14 protein-coding genes are annotated in these 17,259 nt (G+C 56.4%); 9 read left to right on the top strand and 5 right to left on the bottom strand.

All coding sequences use genetic code 11. The features are described from left to right. Positions 1 to 333: 333 nt before the first annotated feature. The 3 genes from ACQUQF_RS24605 (at position 334) to ACQUQF_RS24595 (ending at position 4,421) form a co-directional block, all read left to right on the top strand. Positions 334 to 978: a hypothetical protein gene (locus ACQUQF_RS24605; protein ID WP_435182084.1), complete on the top strand. Its 645-nt coding sequence runs from the start codon at positions 334 to 336 to the stop codon at positions 976 to 978. Between the two features lie 154 nt (positions 979 to 1,132). Beyond that, complete coding sequence (locus tag ACQUQF_RS24600; RefSeq protein WP_435182082.1) at positions 1,133 to 2,743, top strand: transposase; 1,611 nt, start codon at positions 1,133 to 1,135, stop codon at positions 2,741 to 2,743. Positions 2,744 to 3,140: 397 nt separating this feature from the next. Next, positions 3,141 to 4,421: a tyrosine-type recombinase/integrase gene (locus ACQUQF_RS24595; protein ID WP_435182081.1), complete on the top strand. Its 1,281-nt coding sequence runs from the start codon at positions 3,141 to 3,143 to the stop codon at positions 4,419 to 4,421. A gap of 261 nt (positions 4,422 to 4,682) precedes the next feature. On the opposite strand, the gene ACQUQF_RS24590 is transcribed toward ACQUQF_RS24595, so the two are convergent. Together ACQUQF_RS24590 and ACQUQF_RS24585 are read right to left on the bottom strand one after the other, a co-directional pair. After that, positions 4,683 to 6,404: a DUF7289 family protein gene (locus ACQUQF_RS24590; protein WP_435182080.1), complete on the bottom strand. Its 1,722-nt coding sequence runs from the start codon at positions 6,402 to 6,404 to the stop codon at positions 4,683 to 4,685. Positions 6,405 to 6,666: 262 nt separating this feature from the next. After that, positions 6,667 to 6,945: a HalOD1 output domain-containing protein gene (locus ACQUQF_RS24585; RefSeq protein WP_435182079.1), complete on the bottom strand. Its 279-nt coding sequence runs from the start codon at positions 6,943 to 6,945 to the stop codon at positions 6,667 to 6,669. Between the two features lie 501 nt (positions 6,946 to 7,446). Between ACQUQF_RS24585 and ACQUQF_RS24580 the strand changes: the two genes are divergently transcribed. Beyond that, entirely contained in the window at positions 7,447 to 8,916 is a 1,470-nt protein-coding gene (locus ACQUQF_RS24580; protein ID WP_435182078.1) for an arylsulfotransferase family protein, read from the top strand. Between the two features lie 72 nt (positions 8,917 to 8,988). On the opposite strand, the gene ACQUQF_RS24575 is transcribed toward ACQUQF_RS24580, so the two are convergent. Together ACQUQF_RS24575 and ACQUQF_RS24570 are read right to left on the bottom strand one after the other, a co-directional pair. Beyond that, complete coding sequence (locus ACQUQF_RS24575) at positions 8,989 to 9,822, bottom strand: phosphatase PAP2 family protein (protein ID WP_435182077.1); 834 nt, start codon at positions 9,820 to 9,822, stop codon at positions 8,989 to 8,991. A 113-nt stretch (positions 9,823 to 9,935) separates the two neighbouring features. Continuing rightward, the gene (locus ACQUQF_RS24570) at positions 9,936 to 11,207 is read right to left on the bottom strand and encodes an aryl-sulfate sulfotransferase (protein ID WP_435182075.1); all 1,272 of its coding nucleotides are present in this window, start codon (positions 11,205 to 11,207) and stop codon (positions 9,936 to 9,938) included. Between the two features lie 382 nt (positions 11,208 to 11,589). Here ACQUQF_RS24570 and ACQUQF_RS24565 point away from each other — a divergent pair, with 382 nt between their 5' ends. Both ACQUQF_RS24565 and ACQUQF_RS24560 read left to right on the top strand, forming a co-directional pair. Next, the gene (locus ACQUQF_RS24565) at positions 11,590 to 12,981 is read left to right on the top strand and encodes an aryl-sulfate sulfotransferase (protein WP_435182074.1); all 1,392 of its coding nucleotides are present in this window, start codon (positions 11,590 to 11,592) and stop codon (positions 12,979 to 12,981) included. Positions 12,982 to 13,282: 301 nt separating this feature from the next. Further along, complete coding sequence (locus ACQUQF_RS24560) at positions 13,283 to 13,516, top strand: DUF7511 domain-containing protein (protein ID WP_435182072.1); 234 nt, start codon at positions 13,283 to 13,285, stop codon at positions 13,514 to 13,516. A 169-nt stretch (positions 13,517 to 13,685) separates the two neighbouring features. Here the strand turns inward: ACQUQF_RS24560 and ACQUQF_RS24555 are convergent, their stop codons facing one another. Beyond that, on the bottom strand, positions 13,686 to 13,820 hold the full coding sequence (locus ACQUQF_RS24555; RefSeq protein ID WP_435182070.1) for a hypothetical protein: 135 nt from the start codon (positions 13,818 to 13,820) through the stop codon (positions 13,686 to 13,688). Positions 13,821 to 14,080: 260 nt separating this feature from the next. Here ACQUQF_RS24555 and ACQUQF_RS24550 point away from each other — a divergent pair, with 260 nt between their 5' ends. The 3 genes from ACQUQF_RS24550 to ACQUQF_RS24540 are packed head-to-tail and all read left to right on the top strand — an operon-like array spanning position 14,081 to position 17,258. Then, the gene (locus ACQUQF_RS24550; protein ID WP_435182069.1) at positions 14,081 to 14,674 is read left to right on the top strand and encodes a hypothetical protein; all 594 of its coding nucleotides are present in this window, start codon (positions 14,081 to 14,083) and stop codon (positions 14,672 to 14,674) included. Positions 14,675 to 14,718: 44 nt separating this feature from the next. Then, positions 14,719 to 16,470, top strand: a complete 1,752-nt coding sequence (locus tag ACQUQF_RS24545; protein WP_435182068.1) for an ABC transporter ATP-binding protein — start codon at positions 14,719 to 14,721, stop codon at positions 16,468 to 16,470. Next, a complete protein-coding gene (locus ACQUQF_RS24540) occupies positions 16,467 to 17,258 on the top strand; it encodes an energy-coupling factor transporter transmembrane component T family protein (protein ID WP_435182067.1) in 792 nt (263 codons plus the stop codon). The genes ACQUQF_RS24545 and ACQUQF_RS24540 overlap by 4 nt, the downstream gene beginning before the upstream one ends. Position 17,259 lies beyond the last annotated feature (1 nt).

Raw genomic sequence — 17,259 nt, 5'->3', positions numbered from 1 at the left:
CTTTAAATCGATTACCCAGTCGTTTTTCGCAAGTCGGTATATGGTTATCGCCACCCAAGAGATTACCACACCCCATGCTACGAGCAGGATGAAGAACATCTCCCATCCACCTGCGGGTGGCTCCATAGAAGAACCTAAAATGTCCGAGATTATTTGTCTTTTTGCCGTACCGTTCAATACACGCTCTAAATTGAGCATCGGTTACGAAGACGATTCTGAATACAGATACCGTGCTACTAGCTACTGGTCAGCTAACCGGATATTAGACTACTGTTCTGGAAATCCGGAAAGAACACTCCTAGGGTTATTGATACACCGGTAGATTAGTGTGGCATGGGGGACCTCGTTCCGCTCGCGTTCGATATCGAAACCTCCGGTATCGAACCGGGAGCAACCATCACGGTCGCAGGCATTGCGTCCACACCACTCGCTTGGCTGGTTCTGAACACAGGTGGCCGTCCAGCAGATGAAATGCAACTCAGGACCACGATAGAGTCTCAGACACAGGCATCGGTCAAGATTGCTGTCAGAGACGATGAAGCAGAGCTACTCACCGCGCTTAGCAACTTCGCTAATGAGCGGATTGACGGCGACCGCCACTACCTCACCGCGTTCAACGGTGAAACGTGGAATGATGGATTCGACCTGCCGTTCCTACGACGGGCTTGTATCCGTCAGAATGTAGACTGGCCGTTTCCAGACATCGCGTATGCCGATATGATGGACATCATGCAACGGATAGAGACCGAGGACAACGACCTCGCTAGTGTGTATGACGAGCTAATCGGTAATGACCACTGCGACCCGTTCACAGACAGTGAATCTGCTGTCGGCGCATACGAGCAAGGTGAGTGGGTAGACCTGTTGTTGCACAATCTCGCAGATATTCAGCGGACTCACGCACTGGCCAGACTGGGCGGACGTTTCGTTCCGAGGTCTGACTTCCGCATGAAGAACTTAGCACCACCTGATGTCTGAGTGTCTGAGTGCCACCGGAGGCCGTGGCCATGGGGTTCAATAAGGCTCGAAGTGCTAGATTCACCTCCAGTGCGGACATGAGAGAGGTCGCAGAACCTTCCGTGTCTTCGAAACGGATGAGGATTGTCACACACTTATCAAAGAGAGGTTTCCAGTGACAGACCATCACGTTCAACCCGCTCAAACACGGCTTCAGAAACAAATCCGAAACCTACTGGAATCGAATCCAGATGCGACTTCTCAGGACCTAGTCCAAGAGTTAGATTTCCATCTTCTCAATCAGGATGACCAATACAATCCCAATCGGTCGCCGTACACACTTGAGGCAAACGTCCGTGCCCTCTTCCTTAAGGAACTCACCAACTGGGCATTCCCTAAACTCGAACGAGAACTCACTGAAAATCCAGCTACATCTCACGCACTCGGCTTCGATGAAGTACCCGACCAAAGCACGTTCAATCGTGCATCGCGGAATCGACTTGATGAACAACTCCAGTTCTATATCGAACACAATGCCGCATGGACACGCGACTACGCTCAGTCCATCGGTCATCCACTCGGGACACAATCTCTCCAACCTGAAACGAAGGATGAAGCATCACGGTCTACAGAGAATCGCCTAATTCGAGAGAAGCTGGCAACTGTTCCCAAGGAACTGGTTAACCTCGTTGCCGATGAACTTGAATATCTACCTTCACGAGCGCGGAACACGCAGTATCATCGAAACACATTCCTTGAAACCGAGTGTCTGATGGGTCTTACACGCACTGCCGCCGAACAAGGGTCAGAAATCTACAACGATATCACAGACCGTGACGATGGAGGTCCACAAGGCGACACCCACCTTCACTACATCAAACAACTCGATGAGGACGATATCCTACGAATGGCACATAACGCGACCGGGTTGATGGTGAACACGGCGAAGAAGCACCTCGAATTTGAACGACCAGCACGAGCCGCTATTGACATTACGGAGGTTCCATACTACGGTGACGAGCGCGGTGAACTCGTCCATGATGTGTCTGGCCATTCGGGAACAGACTACGACTACTGCTATAAGTTCGCCACGCTCTCTATCGTCGGTCAGAACCTGAAATTCACACTCGCTATTCAACCTGTCCGAAACGGGTTTTCTCATGGTTCTATCGTTCGAGACTTACTTGAGACTGCTCGCCAGCACGTTAGCATCAATACGGTGTATGCCGACCGAGCGTTCGCCACTGCAGAGGTGATTCAGGTTCTGAATCGAGAGCATGTTCGGTACGTGATTCCTGTTCCGAAAAATAACCGCACCAAACGGGAAATTGACCGGATGAAGCACGACGTGAAGGTTCTCCGAGAGTATGGAGTCTATGGTGGCGGGACTATGGGTCGAACGAATGAGCGAGCGGAGACAACATTGGCGCTCGTTCCTTCGACACGAGACGACTCCAAGACCGTTTCGTTCTACACCAACTACGACGTTACGGACGAGATTCAGCTTGACCGAGAGGAGACGAAACGGGTCGTGAATCGGTATCGGCAACGCTGGGACATCGAGAATGCGTATAAGTCCATGAAGACCTTCTTGCCGTGGACGACCTCGAACGAGTATGCCGTGCGGTTGTTCCACTTTGCATTTAGCGCGTTACTGTACAATTTGTGGCGACTTGTCGATTTCTTGGTCCAGAAGAGTCTGGATATGCTGGAGACACGGGAGAAGCCGCGTGTGAAGGCCAAGCGATTTGTTAACGCAGTAAAATCACAGCGTCTTCTGGTGTAATAGCCAACGGTCAACTGTTCTACGCCACTTAAAAGCAGATTTCTAATATAGTAACATATTTCAGTAGGTTCTCGGAGAGAGTCGCCTCACCTCACTCAGCTTTGTTTTTGAGGATGGAATCAAGGAGTTCTTCGGCGAATCTTCTGCAAGAGAATAGCCACCTTCGGAACTACTGGGTGCGATTTCTGTATATCGTCATGGGATTTATCTACTTTCGGGGAGTTTCGCGGGATATCGGTTAGAGTTTGGGAGACTCAAATAGTCACCTAAACCTCAAGATTTATACTCCAACTGACTAAATTCCTCTACTACCTACTAATGCACGCCTTAGAATCACCCCACCCCGCAGCATCCCGGCTTCTCCCCCCGAAATCGCTCGCACTTCACGGAGGTCGCCATGCCTGAGCCAACTGCAGCCACCCACGACCCCGACAACTGGACGAAACCGGAGGACGTCCCCTGGACCCTCCTCGACGTCGACGGCCTCGTCGACGCCTACTGGGCCGTCGTCGCGCCCGCCATGCAGGACGCCGGCCTCGACCCCGACACCGAGCGTCCATCCTACAGCTGGCTCCGCGAGAACGACTTCCGGAAACTCGTCTACGCGCTCCGCGAGTACCACGACCGCACCTTCACCGAGTTCTGGACCGACGACCTGGATCTCCAGGGCGGCCCCGACGGCTACGACTGGGGCACCACCCACCAGCCGACCGTCGACGCCCTCGAAGACTTCCTCGACTCCAAGCGGACTCGCGGCGGCCTCTCCGAATCCTCCATTGAGACGCTCCAATACCGGCTCGCGCGGTACGTCCGGGCATATACCAGTGAGCACGATACAGACGACCTCTTGTCGCCGGTCGCTCGCGATAGCGACGTCCCGGCCTACGAAGCGGTCGACGCCTGCTGGGCAGCGTTCGACCGCCTCCACGAGGACCTCGACAACGGGCGGACGAAACGACGGATTCACCGCGTCGTCGACAACTGGTACGCCCACTTGCTCCGGCGCAAACGCGCCGCGGTCAACCCCGCGGACGGCCTCGACGACGAGTACCGCTGGGAGGTCGACGCCGGCGACCCGTCGGTCCTCTCGCCCGACCACGTTCGGGCGCTCTATGAAGCCGCCGACGCCGACCGCGGGCGCCTGCTCGTACTCGCGCTCTGCGCGTGGGGGTTGCGGTCGGGCGAGGTCGCAGCGCTTCATCGGTCGAATGTCGTCCTCGAGGACGACGATGCCGAGGTCCCGTATCTCGACTTCGACGAGCGGAAGAACGGCCCCGGCCAGGTGTCGCTACTCTACGGGGTGCCGGAGCTCGAAGATCGATTGGTCGCGCTCGCTGACCGCGATGACTGGAACGGCTATCTGTTCCCATCGACGAGCGCGGAAGCTGGCCACGTGAGCAGCCAGACGATTCGGAACTGGTTCGACTCACTCGCAGAAGTGGCGGATCTTCCAGAGGAAATCGAGGGGGAGAAGCCGGTCCCCCAGATGGGCCGGCGGTTCTGGTACGACCGCTACTCGTCGTCGATGGATGCCGTGACCGAAGGTATCGAAGGGGTCGCTGCCGAACAGGGGAGTTCAAGCCCCGAGGTCGTCCTCCAGAACTACCTCTCGGACGAGCGTGCTCGGAAACTCCGCCGGGAGTACATGCGGCAGGAACTCGCGACGGTGTTCGAGTAGCCTGGTGAGTCCAGAGCGTGTGTTCAGCAAGTACTCGGTGTTTCTTCCGATCGACGGGCAATGACATAGCTATTGAGTATGTATTGTATTCGGTGGAAGTGATAGTCAGATCCAGTTCAATACAGGCAATATGTGGTCCGCCGTATGTGCTCCCAGGGTGATATCGAACCGGTTTGCTGGTGGTACGAAGGGAATCCTGCGACGCCTCGCAGCCGACGATGACACCGACGTGGGTAATCCGTTCTGGCGGCTTTGAGGGCGTCACTCGCTCTTGATGGTCATCCGATAGACTGACACGTGCATGTAGATTACCGGCGCCCTATCCGGGAAGACGGCTGTTGTGGATAACACCTCGTCGTAGTGAAGATGTGCGTCGTCCTGAATCTGTACTTGGCCGCCCCCGACAATGCCACCGTATACCTCCGCATGGTCTTGGACCTGGACACCGTTGGCAGCTTCGGGTGCGTACATGACCCCGACGAAGCGGGGCGACCCGCTGTTGAGTTGGATACCACAGTTGGACGTGCAGTACATCCAGAGCTGGGGCGAGTCGTAGCCGGGCACCCAGACATCGGATTGGCCTTGGATTTGAATCTGTTTGTCGTTATAGAACCGGACGGCACCATCGCCCTTTACGGTGATGTTGCCGTGGTTCTGAATCTGGATGTTTGTATCCTTCACAGCGATTGCGATGTCTCCGTTAGTGGTGTCGAGGGTGAGATTCTGGGGGGCTGAGTTCGAGCCTTGGACCTGAAACGACTGGTTGAAGTAATAATCACCAGCCTCGAGAGTGATGTTATCTGTGCCAGTCCAGTTGAGTTCGCCGTTCGTGATATGCGGATTCGCCTCATTGTTGTTTGACTCCTCGATACGAGCGATGCGGTTGCTGATGCGAGTGTCGATACTCCTCTTGTCCCCCAATGATGCGTTCTTCGTACACGCTCCGTCGACGTGGTCGTCACAAGCAGACTGTGACACTGACCCAGCACCGTAGGAGAGATAGCCGTGAATCCGCCCGGCGTTTCCCATGCCGCTGATGTCGGCCTGACCACCAACCGTAATATTCCCCTTGATGCGGACATTATTCTGGATTTGCACGCTCGAATCGCTCACGATGTCGCCGTCCGTCCCGCCGAAGGTCGGGGATGCAGCCGACGAGTCGTAACTGCTCAGCACGGCCTGATCCTGTATTTGAAGTTGAGAGCCGCCGACTAGCGTGAGAGCCGACCCGACCTTCGAAATTGGGTCGGTGAGCTCGATAGTCGCCTGCTCTTTGGCGTGGTCGAACTCAACTTGGCCATCTGTCCGCTCCTCAAAGTAGACCCCCCACCCTTGGTAGAACGTCGAGTCGACCGTGACCTTCACTTTAACGTCCCGTGGAATCGGATTCGTGAAGTTCGTCTGCTGGTTTCTATTAGGATATTTCTGTATTTGTGTGCCCTCTTGCGTGACGGTGATGCTGCTGGTCAGCGGACCGCCACCTGTTACGGTAACGAGCGGGAAGGTTAGTGTCCCGTCGTGGTAGTGGAACTCCGGTGGTGATACCATAATTGTCCCACCGTCTGTGTGTCGCCAGACGCCTCCACCCTGATAGGCGAGTGTTGTGTCATCGTTAGCATAGATGATCGCGCCGAGCGTCCGGTTCATCACGACTGATCGACTGCCAGTTGAGGTATTGACGTAGGTGACGCGAATCCAACCGGTGTCACGTGACTTGAGTGTTGCCCCAGAGCTGCCGGTATTGAGGCCGAGATCGACGGTCTGAACGGGTGATGCACCTAATGCGACCCGGCTAATCCGGCCATCTAATACACCGAAACTCTGTTCGGCTTGCTCAATCTGGGCCTGTTGTTGGGCATCTTTGAGAGCGTTGCCCCCGAAGATGATTATGGTGGTGAGTCCTATCATCGTAATTCCTAAAATGAGGACGAAGCCGAGCACCTCGCTCTGTCCCCGAGACTTGTCTCGCGACATGGTGTTCATTGATAGATCCTACTGAGCAACAGATGTTAAACGTATCCTTTGCTCAATTATAATTACTGAGATTGGTCAGGAGTTATCCGTAATGATATGACCGAATTCTAACCATAGTCGGTAGGGTTGTCCGCCTTTATTCTGGACATATTGAAATTCCCCTCCGCTAATAGATTTGAATCGACTGAGAGGAATAGAGAGCGTGAATCTATCACCGTGTTCGTATCTACCAACAGAAAAGTCGGTGTGACATTTAACCAAAAACTAGAAATTACACCTTCAGAAACAGAGCATCTCCTTGGTGATGGACAGTAATTTGGTATCCGGCATAGTGGAACTGAACCTTAACTTGGGAGTCCGGAGACGGCGGATTATCGAACAAGTGAGTGAGGAGGTGGTCGATGGTGTCGTATATCGGGGGGAGGTCATTTACATCGGTGTCATTGAGGTCGGCGATAATCTCCGCAACTTCGCTCAGTGGTTCGTTTCGGTCGGTGTCTAACTCCCGGTGGACAAGACTCCCTTCATCCGCATTCTGTTTCTCCCCCATGGGACAGTGGTGGAGTCCCAATCAGAAAGTCATTATTCAACGCCTTCGACAGTACTGCCTACTCGGTGAGGGATTTGCACCACGTATTGCTCACGCCACATACTGTTCCTCAGGGTTTCAACAGAGCCAAGTTTGCATAGCCGCTCAAGAGGGTCCTATGGACGTATCGGACTCTTCGGTCGGAGAGTCGAGAATGAATCGACGACTCCAACGCGAACAGGACTGGTCCCAACGAGAATGTTCCGGCTAGTCCGAGCCAGCCAACCACAATCATCGGAGGCTGATAAGGAGCATCGACACCAAACAGACCAAGAAACAAGCTGTCGGCTCGTCGTCCAACGACAGCGTATATTCGGATTGTTATACTGCTGGGGGAAATCTATTTACTCAGAAACGGTGTAGAGGAGATATGTTCGTTGGTGGTGCTTTGTGTCCCTTTGATAGAGATTTCGGACGAGTATTGGCTGGGTGTCGGACTACCACGCGAGGGCTTCCAGATAAATGATATTCATGTCCAGACGCCACCTTCGGATCTTCTTTGCGACACTTCTGATACTCTCAGTCGTGTCGATTGGGTATGGGCTTGCGACATCGGTGGCTGACACGACGTTCGAGTCACACCTTACCGAGGACGGGGGCGTGAACCGGGCGACCGCAATTGCTCCCAAAGCGGACGGAATCACCGTCGTTGCGACCGATTCGAACTCCTGGCGCGGGCAGGCGAGCGAAGGACCACGTGCGCGGGCCGAACTTGTCGCGTTCAACCCGAACGGGACGGTTCGCTACTACAACGACACCCACACGCGGTACTGGGACGTCGACCCCGTCCCGGGAACCCGCGCGACCGTCGAGTACTCGTACGCCGACCATCGGAGCGCCAACGAGTGTCCCGACGCGGGCGAATGGAACGCAAGTCAGTACGGCGTCTCCAACGAGACCTGGCGGACCTACTACCGGACTCACGCAGACGCGAACGCGTGTACGTACAACGGCGTCGAGCGCGTGAACCTCACGACTGGGACGGTCGAGAAAGTGTGGGGTCAGCTCACACCGGGTAAGGAGGCGACGCGGTACCATGACGTCGACCGCATCAACGACACCCACCTCGTCGTCGCCGACATCTTCCTCGACGGTGTGTTCGTAGTCAACACCACGTCCGACGAACTCGCGTGGCGGTGGAACGCTTCGGATACTTTCGACCCTGCGAAGACAGGCGGCCCGTTCCCCGAGGACTGGTCACACATCAACGACGTCGAAGTACTGGACGATGGTCGAATCATGGTGAGTGTCCGCAATCTCGACCGCGTTGTATTCCTGACATCGAACGGCCACACCGTCGAGAAGTCGAAGACCCTCGGGAAAGAGGATGACTACGACATCCTCTACGAGCAGCACAACCCCGACTTCGTCAACCGCTCGAACGGCGGACCTGCTGCGGTCGTCGCTGACAGCGAGAACAACCGTGTAGTAGAGTACCAGCGCGAGAACGGAAATTGGGCCCGTAGCTGGACGTGGCGGGACACCCGGATGCAATGGCCGCGCGACGCTGACCGCCTCCCCAACGGTCACACCTTGATTTCGGACTCTAACGGAAACCGCGTGTTCGAAGTCAACGAGAACGGCGATGTCGTCTGGAGTCTCAACATCGCGTTCCCGTACGAGGCCGAACGGCTGAACACCGGCGACGAGTCGACGAAGGGGCCGAATGCTCGCTCCGCTAACATTGCCTCGCGGTCAGGGACCGTCGTCGATCAGTTCTGGATCAGCGTGAAGGGTCTCATTCCGGGCAAGTACCTCAACGGGCTGATGTACATTACGCCGATCTGGATGGGCGTTCCCGAAGTCTTTGCCATCGCGCTCAGTCTCGTCACCCTCCTCGTCTGGGGTGGCTTCGAATTGCGGTGGTTCATCGGTCGGCGTCGCGCCACGACTCAGAGTGGCGCGGATGAACAGATGACCAATCAAGACTAACTTCTGGGTGGAAGATATTTGCTATCATCGCGTGGGTTCCAAATTCACGCTGGCCACCGTTTCGGTACCGGGTTAAACCAATCGTTCACCCAGAAGTGGGGCTGCTACAGCCGTTCCCGAAGCCAGAGCACTGACCAAAAACGTAACCAGGAGAGACGGGTCGAGGGTATAGACTACGCCGAAGATGCTGCCAGCAATCACAACGACACCGAATCCTGCGAGAACTTCCCATCGATCTGTCGGATGAGCCGGGGTCGAGTCGGCAACTCCCCGCCATACGAGCCAAGCGCCGACGGCACTCCCGATGGCAGCCACACTGTCAAAGGTGACGTGTATGAACAATCCAAGAAGTCCGATCACGACCGCAACGAGGAGGACCTGTTCGGGGTCAGTGCCGCGATCGGCGAGCCAGTAGAGGCTGCCTAGCACTACAAGGCCGATTCCCGCACCAACGAGCACATCAACAAGGTAGTGGACGCCGAGGACGAGCCGCGAAAGCGAGACCAGTCCAACGACCGCTGCGGCGATGCCGACGCGCCTCCGGTACGTACTCCGGTCGAGAACGAGCGCGAGGCCACCCCAGACCATCGTCGTTCCGAGTGCATGCCCGCTAGGGAACCCCGGCCCGGACGCTGTCGTAATACTGGTAAATACCCCTTTGAACGCCGAGGGAACTAATCCGAATGCAGGTGGGTCGCCAGCCCCCGGTGGCCGTGGGAGGACGAAGACGTTCTTGAGAACGCCGATGAGCGCAACGTAAGTAAGGACGAGTGCAAGGACGAACAGTCCCCGCCGACGATTGATTCCCCAATGGGGAAGTTCATCACCTGTTACGTAGAGCCCACTCCCGAGCAGAAAGAGGAACCACACGTCGCCCAGTTGGGTTATGGATGCGAAAAGGACCACGAGAATCCACTCTCCGTGTCCATGCAACAATTCCGTGACGCCGATACCGCGTCTATTTTCAAACATATTACTGTGAATTTCTGTTGGTGAATTGGTTTAGCCGATGTCTCCGATTATCTCCCGATTCTGGGGAGGTGCGTCGGACCGTACTGCCGGATGAGGTCTGCTAATAGTGCAACCGTAATCAGTACGATGGCGAGAAGGGTGAGAAGTTCTGGGAGTCGGACCCACTCAGGGAAGACGTACGACGCCCAACCTTCAATTTTCCGAACAAACCCGACTGCCGGATGAGCGTTCTCCACCCGTCCCTCCAGTCGCCATCCGGGAATTGTCTTTCCTTGCTCTTCCGATACTCCTTTGCGGTCGGCTGTATACGGGAGTTGCACGCCTGCGTATTCCCAGACGATCTCCCCATCGCGATTCACTTCGATCACACGATTGTTGAGTGAATCGACGATGAGCGTGTTTCCATTGGGGAGGCGATCCGCGTCACGCGGCCACAATAGGATATCGTCACCGCCGTACGTCCAGACAGGACTCTCGCTCTGGAGGTCGTATTCGACAATGCGGTTGTTTTCGCTATCCGCAATGAGGATTGTCCCCCACTCTGTCAATCGGTGTGGATTGTGTTGCTCGTAGAGAAAACTGTGATTGCCCGGTTCTCCGATGACGTCTGCAATCTCGTTCGTCTGTGGATTCACTTCAACGATGACGTCGAAGTTCCGAACCGAGAGCTGGAAGTTCCCGTTTGGGAGCTGATCAATGTCGTTCATATGCGTCCAGTCGCTTTCCGGCCCCTGCCGCTCGGGACTGCCGTACTGCTGATCGAATGCCGAACCAGTCCCGAGGTACTTAGACCCATTCCACTGCCATGTGATGGTCCCGTTGCGGGCGACGGTGAATGCGCGGTTGTTTCCCATATCGACAATCGCTGTCTCACCGGTCGACAGTCGATCAACATCGTGGACCTCGTGATGCTGAAGAAACTCGTCGTACCACGTATAGCGCCACACAACACGGGTTTCGTTGTTCTGCTGGAGCGCCTCCCCGTCAAGTTCGAGTACGCGGTTGTGCACGCATTTGCTCTCGGCTTGATCAAGTTGCGCTTCCGGACAGTTCTCTGGGGGCGTCTTCGTGGCGACCGCTACCAGAACATTGCCGTTTGCAAGGTACTCGGAGTCAAAAACCTGCGATCGAGGTGGGTCGAACTCCCAGTTGACACTGCCGTTCCGTCCGACTTCGATGAGCTTTCCGTCGTAGTTGTAATCCTGGATGCTGATGAGTGTCGCACCCGGCTGTACTTCCGACTGGGATTGTGAGAATGATCGTGACGTATCTGCCAGCAAGGCTTGGACGCTGAGGACGACGAAGAGGACAACCAGCACAATGACGAGAAACCATCGCCGGGAGTGACGGACTTTATCCAAATACCGTGACTGGGTTTGCATTAGAGTCAGAGATGATTGGAAACATCCGAGGTGCTGAACAATCGCGATCTCAACGGATTCGTTCCTGTATGTGTTCGCTCGACGTCAGACAATACCCACGAAGTGTAGATATCCCTAGCTTTGAGTAACGTCATGACTGTAATGCCAATGACTATTTGCCACCAAAGTAGTGAGGATCGAAACATATCGGGTGACTACAACCAAACTGAGGGGGCGGTAAATATGTTTCCATTGGTGGTATAGTAAAAGGTGATTTTATATGCAGCACTGTCATTGGTGAGGAGCACATGGCGTTCCAACGGATGCGGTTATCGCGAGCATGGTTGGTACGCGGCATGGTGTTGTTGCTCATCGTGTCGCTACTCACCCCGCCGCAGTCTCCGCACTAACACACGAACCGTCAGATTCGAACCTCCAGAAAGGAACAATCGAGAAGCCGGCGAATGGCACTACCGTCATTTCGATTCAGGGGTTCAAGTTCAAAGGGCAATCCAACAGAAAGAAGCCCGCGCGCCTCGTCGGCGTCGGCCCGCGCGGCAACATGCAGTGGGTCCACAACGGGTCGAACAACGACGTGACGTGGTTCTACGATGTCGACCCCCTCGACAACGGCAACCTGCTGGTGACCGGGGCCAGACAGGGCGGAACTACCATCTACGAGTACAACCCCGAAACTAATGAGCGGGTCTGGGTCAAGCAGTTCGACGGCGTTCACGATACCCACGACGCGGACCTCATTAACAACGGTACCGAGTTGCTGGTCGCCAACATGCGCAACTACAACACGACCAGCGAGACCAACGAAGACCGCATCTTCGTCTACGACCGTGAACAAGAGAAAATCACCTGGGAGTGGCAGTTCGAGGACCACACCAACTGGACCAAAGATCAGGGTGGGGATTACGCCGCCGACCCTCCGAATAACGACTGGACACACGTGAACGACGTGGACAAAATCGATGACGGGCAGTTCCTCGCGTCACCGCGGAACATGGACCAAGTAATGGTCATCAATCGCTCGACCAAGGCCATCGACATGCGCCTCGGCAGTGACGGCAACCATTCGATTCTCTACGAGCAGCACAACCCGCAGTACCTCGAGAGCCAGAACGGGACGCCGGCGATGCTAGTCGCCGACAGTGAAAACGATCGCATCGTCGAGTACGCCAAGCGCGGCGACGAGTGGAAACGGACCTGGGAACTCGGGTCGAGTCAAGACTTCAACTGGCCACGGGATGCTGACCGACTCCCCAACGGGAACACGCTCATCGTGGACACGAACAACCAGCGGGTTATCGAGGTCACCCCGCAAGGCGAAATCGTCTGGGAGTTCTACGCACCCTGGGCGCCCTTCGACGTCGAACGGATGCAGTTGGGTGACGAACCCGGCGGCCCGACCATCGCCGACCAAGCTGCGGCGGGTAAGTACGACCTGTCCGGCAGTGCGGGGCTTACGCCCGGCACCGGCGACCGCCTCACCTTCTCGCAGTGGCTGAGCGCGGCGTTCGCCGGGACCGTCGTGAGCGGACCAGTCGACGCGTTCGCCAACCGATGGTCGAAGATTGCGCCGTGGGTCCGTCCGGTCTGGATGGGACCGTGGGACTTTGTGGGTGTCGTGTTCGCCGTCTTGGTCCTGCTATCGTGGAGTTTCGGTGAACTGGTCTACAACCGCGAACGCATTGCGAACGGTGTTAGGCAACGCTTCGCATAATTAATCGGATACCCTGACTCTTGTTCGGATTTCTAAGCCGTTATCGCTCCAAACGGGACGTGCAGGCGGATTCTTCCTCGACATGGCATACCTGGCCCTGTTAATTCCCTCGCTGAGAAACACAACGAGTGCATAGCCGAGGGGAGATGGATTCCCTCCCGAAGTTGCGCCTCCTCCGATTCATCGAACGAGTCGATTACGCACGAGGTGTTCCTCTGTTGTTTGTATTACTACGTAGCTGTATAGAAAACAATTAGCAGTTGCTTTAGGCGATGTTCTTGTTAACCAGAATGACGGTAAAATGACGGCAGGGTATGATACCGATGACGATACGATCAAGACGCAGGCCTTTAGAAAGCACCGGAAAGTTCCGTTGGAGTGGTTCAATCATCGCCTCCAGCTGACCTGCGTCGAATACTCGGATGCCCCCGATCAGTGTACGATTTATCCCCCTCACCTAACCGGGGTTGAGCGAATGGAAACTTGGCTCACGGCAAACAGCACCGTCTTTGTATCACTTGAGAAGTGGAGGTAGTCGGTGTCCCGTTATACGGAAATGGACTTTTAGCGCCGTACTATACGCGCACGATAACAGCGGTAGCTCTTTTCAGATGGTGATTGCGGCAAAGGCTGAACAGGAGGCAATCAAGGGGATATCAACGGCTGGTTGGGGATTGTATTTATACCTACTAATGTACGGATCATTACTTGCTATCGCCGAAATCAATCTGATTTGGGCTATCAAGTGCCGCAATTCGCGCAACGACCTGTTCACGAAAAGCAAGACCGCCAAGAACCGTTACCGCAAGAATCACTTGACCAATTGCCTCAAGTGTCATATCGTATTACCACGGGACCAGATATCAAGAAGATACTGGCGCACACTATCTGAGTTTTGTTCCGCGATTCACAACAGTGAGGAACATCGTCCAGTCACGGTTCGGTAAACTTGCGAGTTACCGGTAGAAGTCAACTAGAAGTAGTGGGGTAAATACTACTATATATGGGTACGACCGGTTCTGTTCGTTACGTCCGGATATACCTCTAGACGTACCCCTCATAGCAATCCTCTTTAAGTTCACTAAGTGACTTTCCGGTGATGGCTCAACCAACGGAGTCGACGCGAGGCAAATCCGCCGCGTTCACGACCGATGTGGAACTAACGAACCTAGTGGTCATCGCGGGACTCACCGCCGTACTGTTCGCAGGGGCATTGGCAATCGGTGAGGGTCTGGGAGAGATTCCGCCGGACATCGACTGGAAGGCGTTCTTCGTCGTGTACACGGTCATCGCGTTCGTCCCATGGGGGACGCCGACCATCGCGGCGGCTGTCGGCGCAACCCTCGCAGAAGGTATCCTCGACTTCTTCGAGGGCATCGAACCGGACGAACCGTTCGGCTGGACCGGCTACGTCGTCGGCTTCACCGTCGCCGGGTACTTCATGAAGGACCCGAGCAACAAGGTCAAACTCGCCTTCGGTGCCGTGCTCGGTGCCTTCATCCAGTTCGCCATTGAGGGGCTAAGTCTGATCGTCATCTCGGGTGACGCGGTGTCGGTCTATCTGACGGCACTTGCAGGCAACACCGTCACTCATGGCATCATCCTGGGTGCGATTCCGCTCATCCCCGTCGTCTCGGCGCTTCAGGGTCGCATGAAGCGCGTGATGGCACCCGCCGCACAGCAATCCAACTGACGCGATAGCCGTTTTCAGTGCTATGAGCCCGACAAATCGCCCGAGTGGAGGAAGACATGCTTAGTGTCCAATCGTTCAACTTTACGTATCCCACACAGAGTGATGCCGCGCTGTCGGATCTGTCGTTTGAGGTCGACGAGGGTGAGGTACTCGGTGTCGTCGGGCCGGTCGAAGCCGGGAAGACGACCCTGGCGATGAGTCTCGCCAGTTTCGCACCCCAAAACACCGGGGGGACGACCAGTGGTGACATCTCTGTCGCCGGTCGCGACCCGCGTGACGCCAACGACAACAAGGTCGCAATGGTGTTCGAGGACTACGCTGCCCAACTCACCCAGGTCCGGGTCATCGACGAGGTCATCGCACCGCTGGTGAACCGCGGCATCCCGCGCGACAAGGCGACCGAGCGTGCGCGTGACCTGCTCGAACGGGTCCGCATGGCCGACACAGAAGACAAGTTCACCTGGGAACTATCCGGCGGCCAACAGCAGCGGCTGGCCATCGCTGCTGCACTCGCCATTGACCCCGAGGTAATGATATTCGACACCGCGAGGGACATGCTCGACCCGGAGGGCCGCGACGACGTCGGGAACCTCGTCGCGTCGCTCGCGGGCGAGAAGACGCTCGTTGTCACAGAAAATGACCCTGACGCGCTGGTCGGCATCGCCGACAAACTGCTCGTCCTTGACGACGGTCAGCGCGTCGCATTCGGCCCTGCTGACGACCTCCTCCGAGACCATGACCTCTTCAAGCAGATTGGGGTCGCCCCACCGGTCTGCTGTGAGATAGCGAACGATGTCGGGTTAGCTGGGAACCCGTTGACGCCGGGCGAGTTCCTCAACGCGTCTGAGCGTCATCGCACCGCCGATTCACGAGGATCATGTGCAACGGTGCAGGCACCGGATGGGGGAATCCCTAACGCAGCTGAGTTCGGCGAACCGCTCGTCCGCGTCGAAGGTGCCAGATACGAGTACGGCACCGACGAGGTGGCAGTGGAGGACGTTGACTTCACCGTCCACGAGGGGGAAGTTCATGCGGTCGTCGGTGGCAACGGTGCCGGGAAGACAACGTTCAGCAAACTTCTCGCTGGCCTGTTCGCGCCGACGGCGGGGACGGTATCCGTTGACGGCGACTCGACTGAGGGCCGTACTGCCCGCGACGTTGCAGAAACGGTCGGCATCGCCCTCCAGAATCCCGACGAACAACTCTCCGAACAGACCGTCGAAGCGGAACTCCGGTTTCCGCTCGAAAAGCGTCAGTACGAGAAAACCGGGCTGCTCGGCCTCTCGAAGCGTGAACGTTACGACAAGGAATTCATCGATTCCCGTGTAGAGGACGTGCGTCGCCTCGTCGGGTTAGACGAGGAGCAACTTGACGAGGACCCCATGTTCTTGCCACGCGGCCAGCGGCGGCAGGTGAATATGGCGAGCGCGTTGATGCCCGACCCGGACGTACTCGTTCTCGACGAACCAGTTGCCGGTGTAGACGCCACCGCTCATCGTCACGTCGAGCAGACGATCTCTCGATTGACTGACCAAGGGAAAGGAGTCGTCGTCATTGACCACGATATGGACTTCGTCTGTGAGGTGGCCGATACGGTCACGGTTCTTGACGATGGGTCTGTCGCGATGCAGGGACCGACGAAGGAAGTGTTCGACCCCGATAATTGGGAGTGGCTGGCAAGTCGGCATCTGCTTCCGCCACGTCCTGCCCGGCTCGCACGGCGGGTCGGTATTGAGGCGTTAACCGCCGATGAATTCGTCGAACAATTTGCTCCGCGCGTGGAGGTATCGGGATGAAGCGGCGCGTGCCGGTCGTCTACAACGATCGCGATACGTGGCTCCACCGCCGTGACCCGCGAGCAAAACTGGGCGTGTTCGTGGCAATGCTCCTGTACATGTACGTTGCCCCGACCTGGGAGTGGATGGTGGTGTCGGTCGGTATCGGCCTCGGGATGGTCGCACTCGCTCGCGTTCCGCCCAAGTGGATCGGCGCGCTCTTGGCTCTTCAGTTGGTGAACGTGCTCGGAATCCTGGCGTTTCCGGCCATCCAGCGCATGGCAGCCGGCGGCACGGCCTTCGGCGGCAACTTCGACTTTGGACTGAAACTCGCACTGTCCTGGCAGTCCGCACTCCTCGTCAGCGCCAGCCTCTTCACCACGATGGAACTCACCGAGATTACCGACGGCCTGCGGAAGCTCGGCGTCCCCGAACTCCTCTGCTTCACGTTAGAGTACGTCTTCCTGCTATTCTACGTCACCATCAGCGATCTCTTCCGTATCATGGACGGCATGAAGGTCAAAGGCCTTGAGATCGAGACACGGAACCCGCTAAAGTTCGCCAAGAACGTGCCGAGTTTGGCAGTCCCGATGTTCATGACGGTCCTCCAGCGGTCGAACACGATGATGTCGGTGCTGACGATGCGCGGGTACTCGTTCTCGAACGAGGGACGCGAGCTCCGACACGACCTACAATTCGACGGTGGAGATACTATGCTCGTGGTGGCGGCAGTAACGGTTCTCACCGTCACCGGAGCTGTCAACTTCGGCTTGCTGACCGTCCCGTTTCTGCCGGCATCTGGAGCGTGAC

This window comes from Halorussus sp. AFM4 (assembly GCF_051194995.1).
GTDB lineage: Archaea > Halobacteriota > Halobacteria > Halobacteriales > Haladaptataceae > Halorussus.
Note: the sequence above shows the minus strand (reverse complement) of the source record. Positions and strands in the feature narration are given on the sequence as shown.

Bases quoted from the DNA above. Each gene is read 5' to 3' on its own strand.
- ACQUQF_RS24605 (WP_435182084.1), top strand. From the start codon at position 334: ATGGGGGACCTCGTTCCGCTCGCGTTCGATATCGAAACCTCCGGTATC.
- ACQUQF_RS24590 (WP_435182080.1), bottom strand. From the start codon at position 6,404: ATGAACACCATGTCGCGAGACAAGTCTCGGGGACAGAGCGAGGTGCTC.
- ACQUQF_RS24585 (WP_435182079.1), bottom strand. From the start codon at position 6,945: ATGGGGGAGAAACAGAATGCGGATGAAGGGAGTCTTGTCCACCGGGAG.
- ACQUQF_RS24555 (WP_435182070.1), bottom strand. From the start codon at position 13,820: ATGACACTTGAGGCAATTGGTCAAGTGATTCTTGCGGTAACGGTTCTT.
- ACQUQF_RS24550 (WP_435182069.1), top strand. From the start codon at position 14,081: ATGGCTCAACCAACGGAGTCGACGCGAGGCAAATCCGCCGCGTTCACG.
- ACQUQF_RS24595 (WP_435182081.1), top strand. From the start codon at position 3,141: ATGCCTGAGCCAACTGCAGCCACCCACGACCCCGACAACTGGACGAAA.
- ACQUQF_RS24565 (WP_435182074.1), top strand. From the start codon at position 11,590: ATGGTTGGTACGCGGCATGGTGTTGTTGCTCATCGTGTCGCTACTCAC.
- ACQUQF_RS24540 (WP_435182067.1), top strand. From the start codon at position 16,467: ATGAAGCGGCGCGTGCCGGTCGTCTACAACGATCGCGATACGTGGCTC.
- ACQUQF_RS24560 (WP_435182072.1), top strand. From the start codon at position 13,283: ATGACGGCAGGGTATGATACCGATGACGATACGATCAAGACGCAGGCC.
- ACQUQF_RS24580 (WP_435182078.1), top strand. From the start codon at position 7,447: ATGATATTCATGTCCAGACGCCACCTTCGGATCTTCTTTGCGACACTT.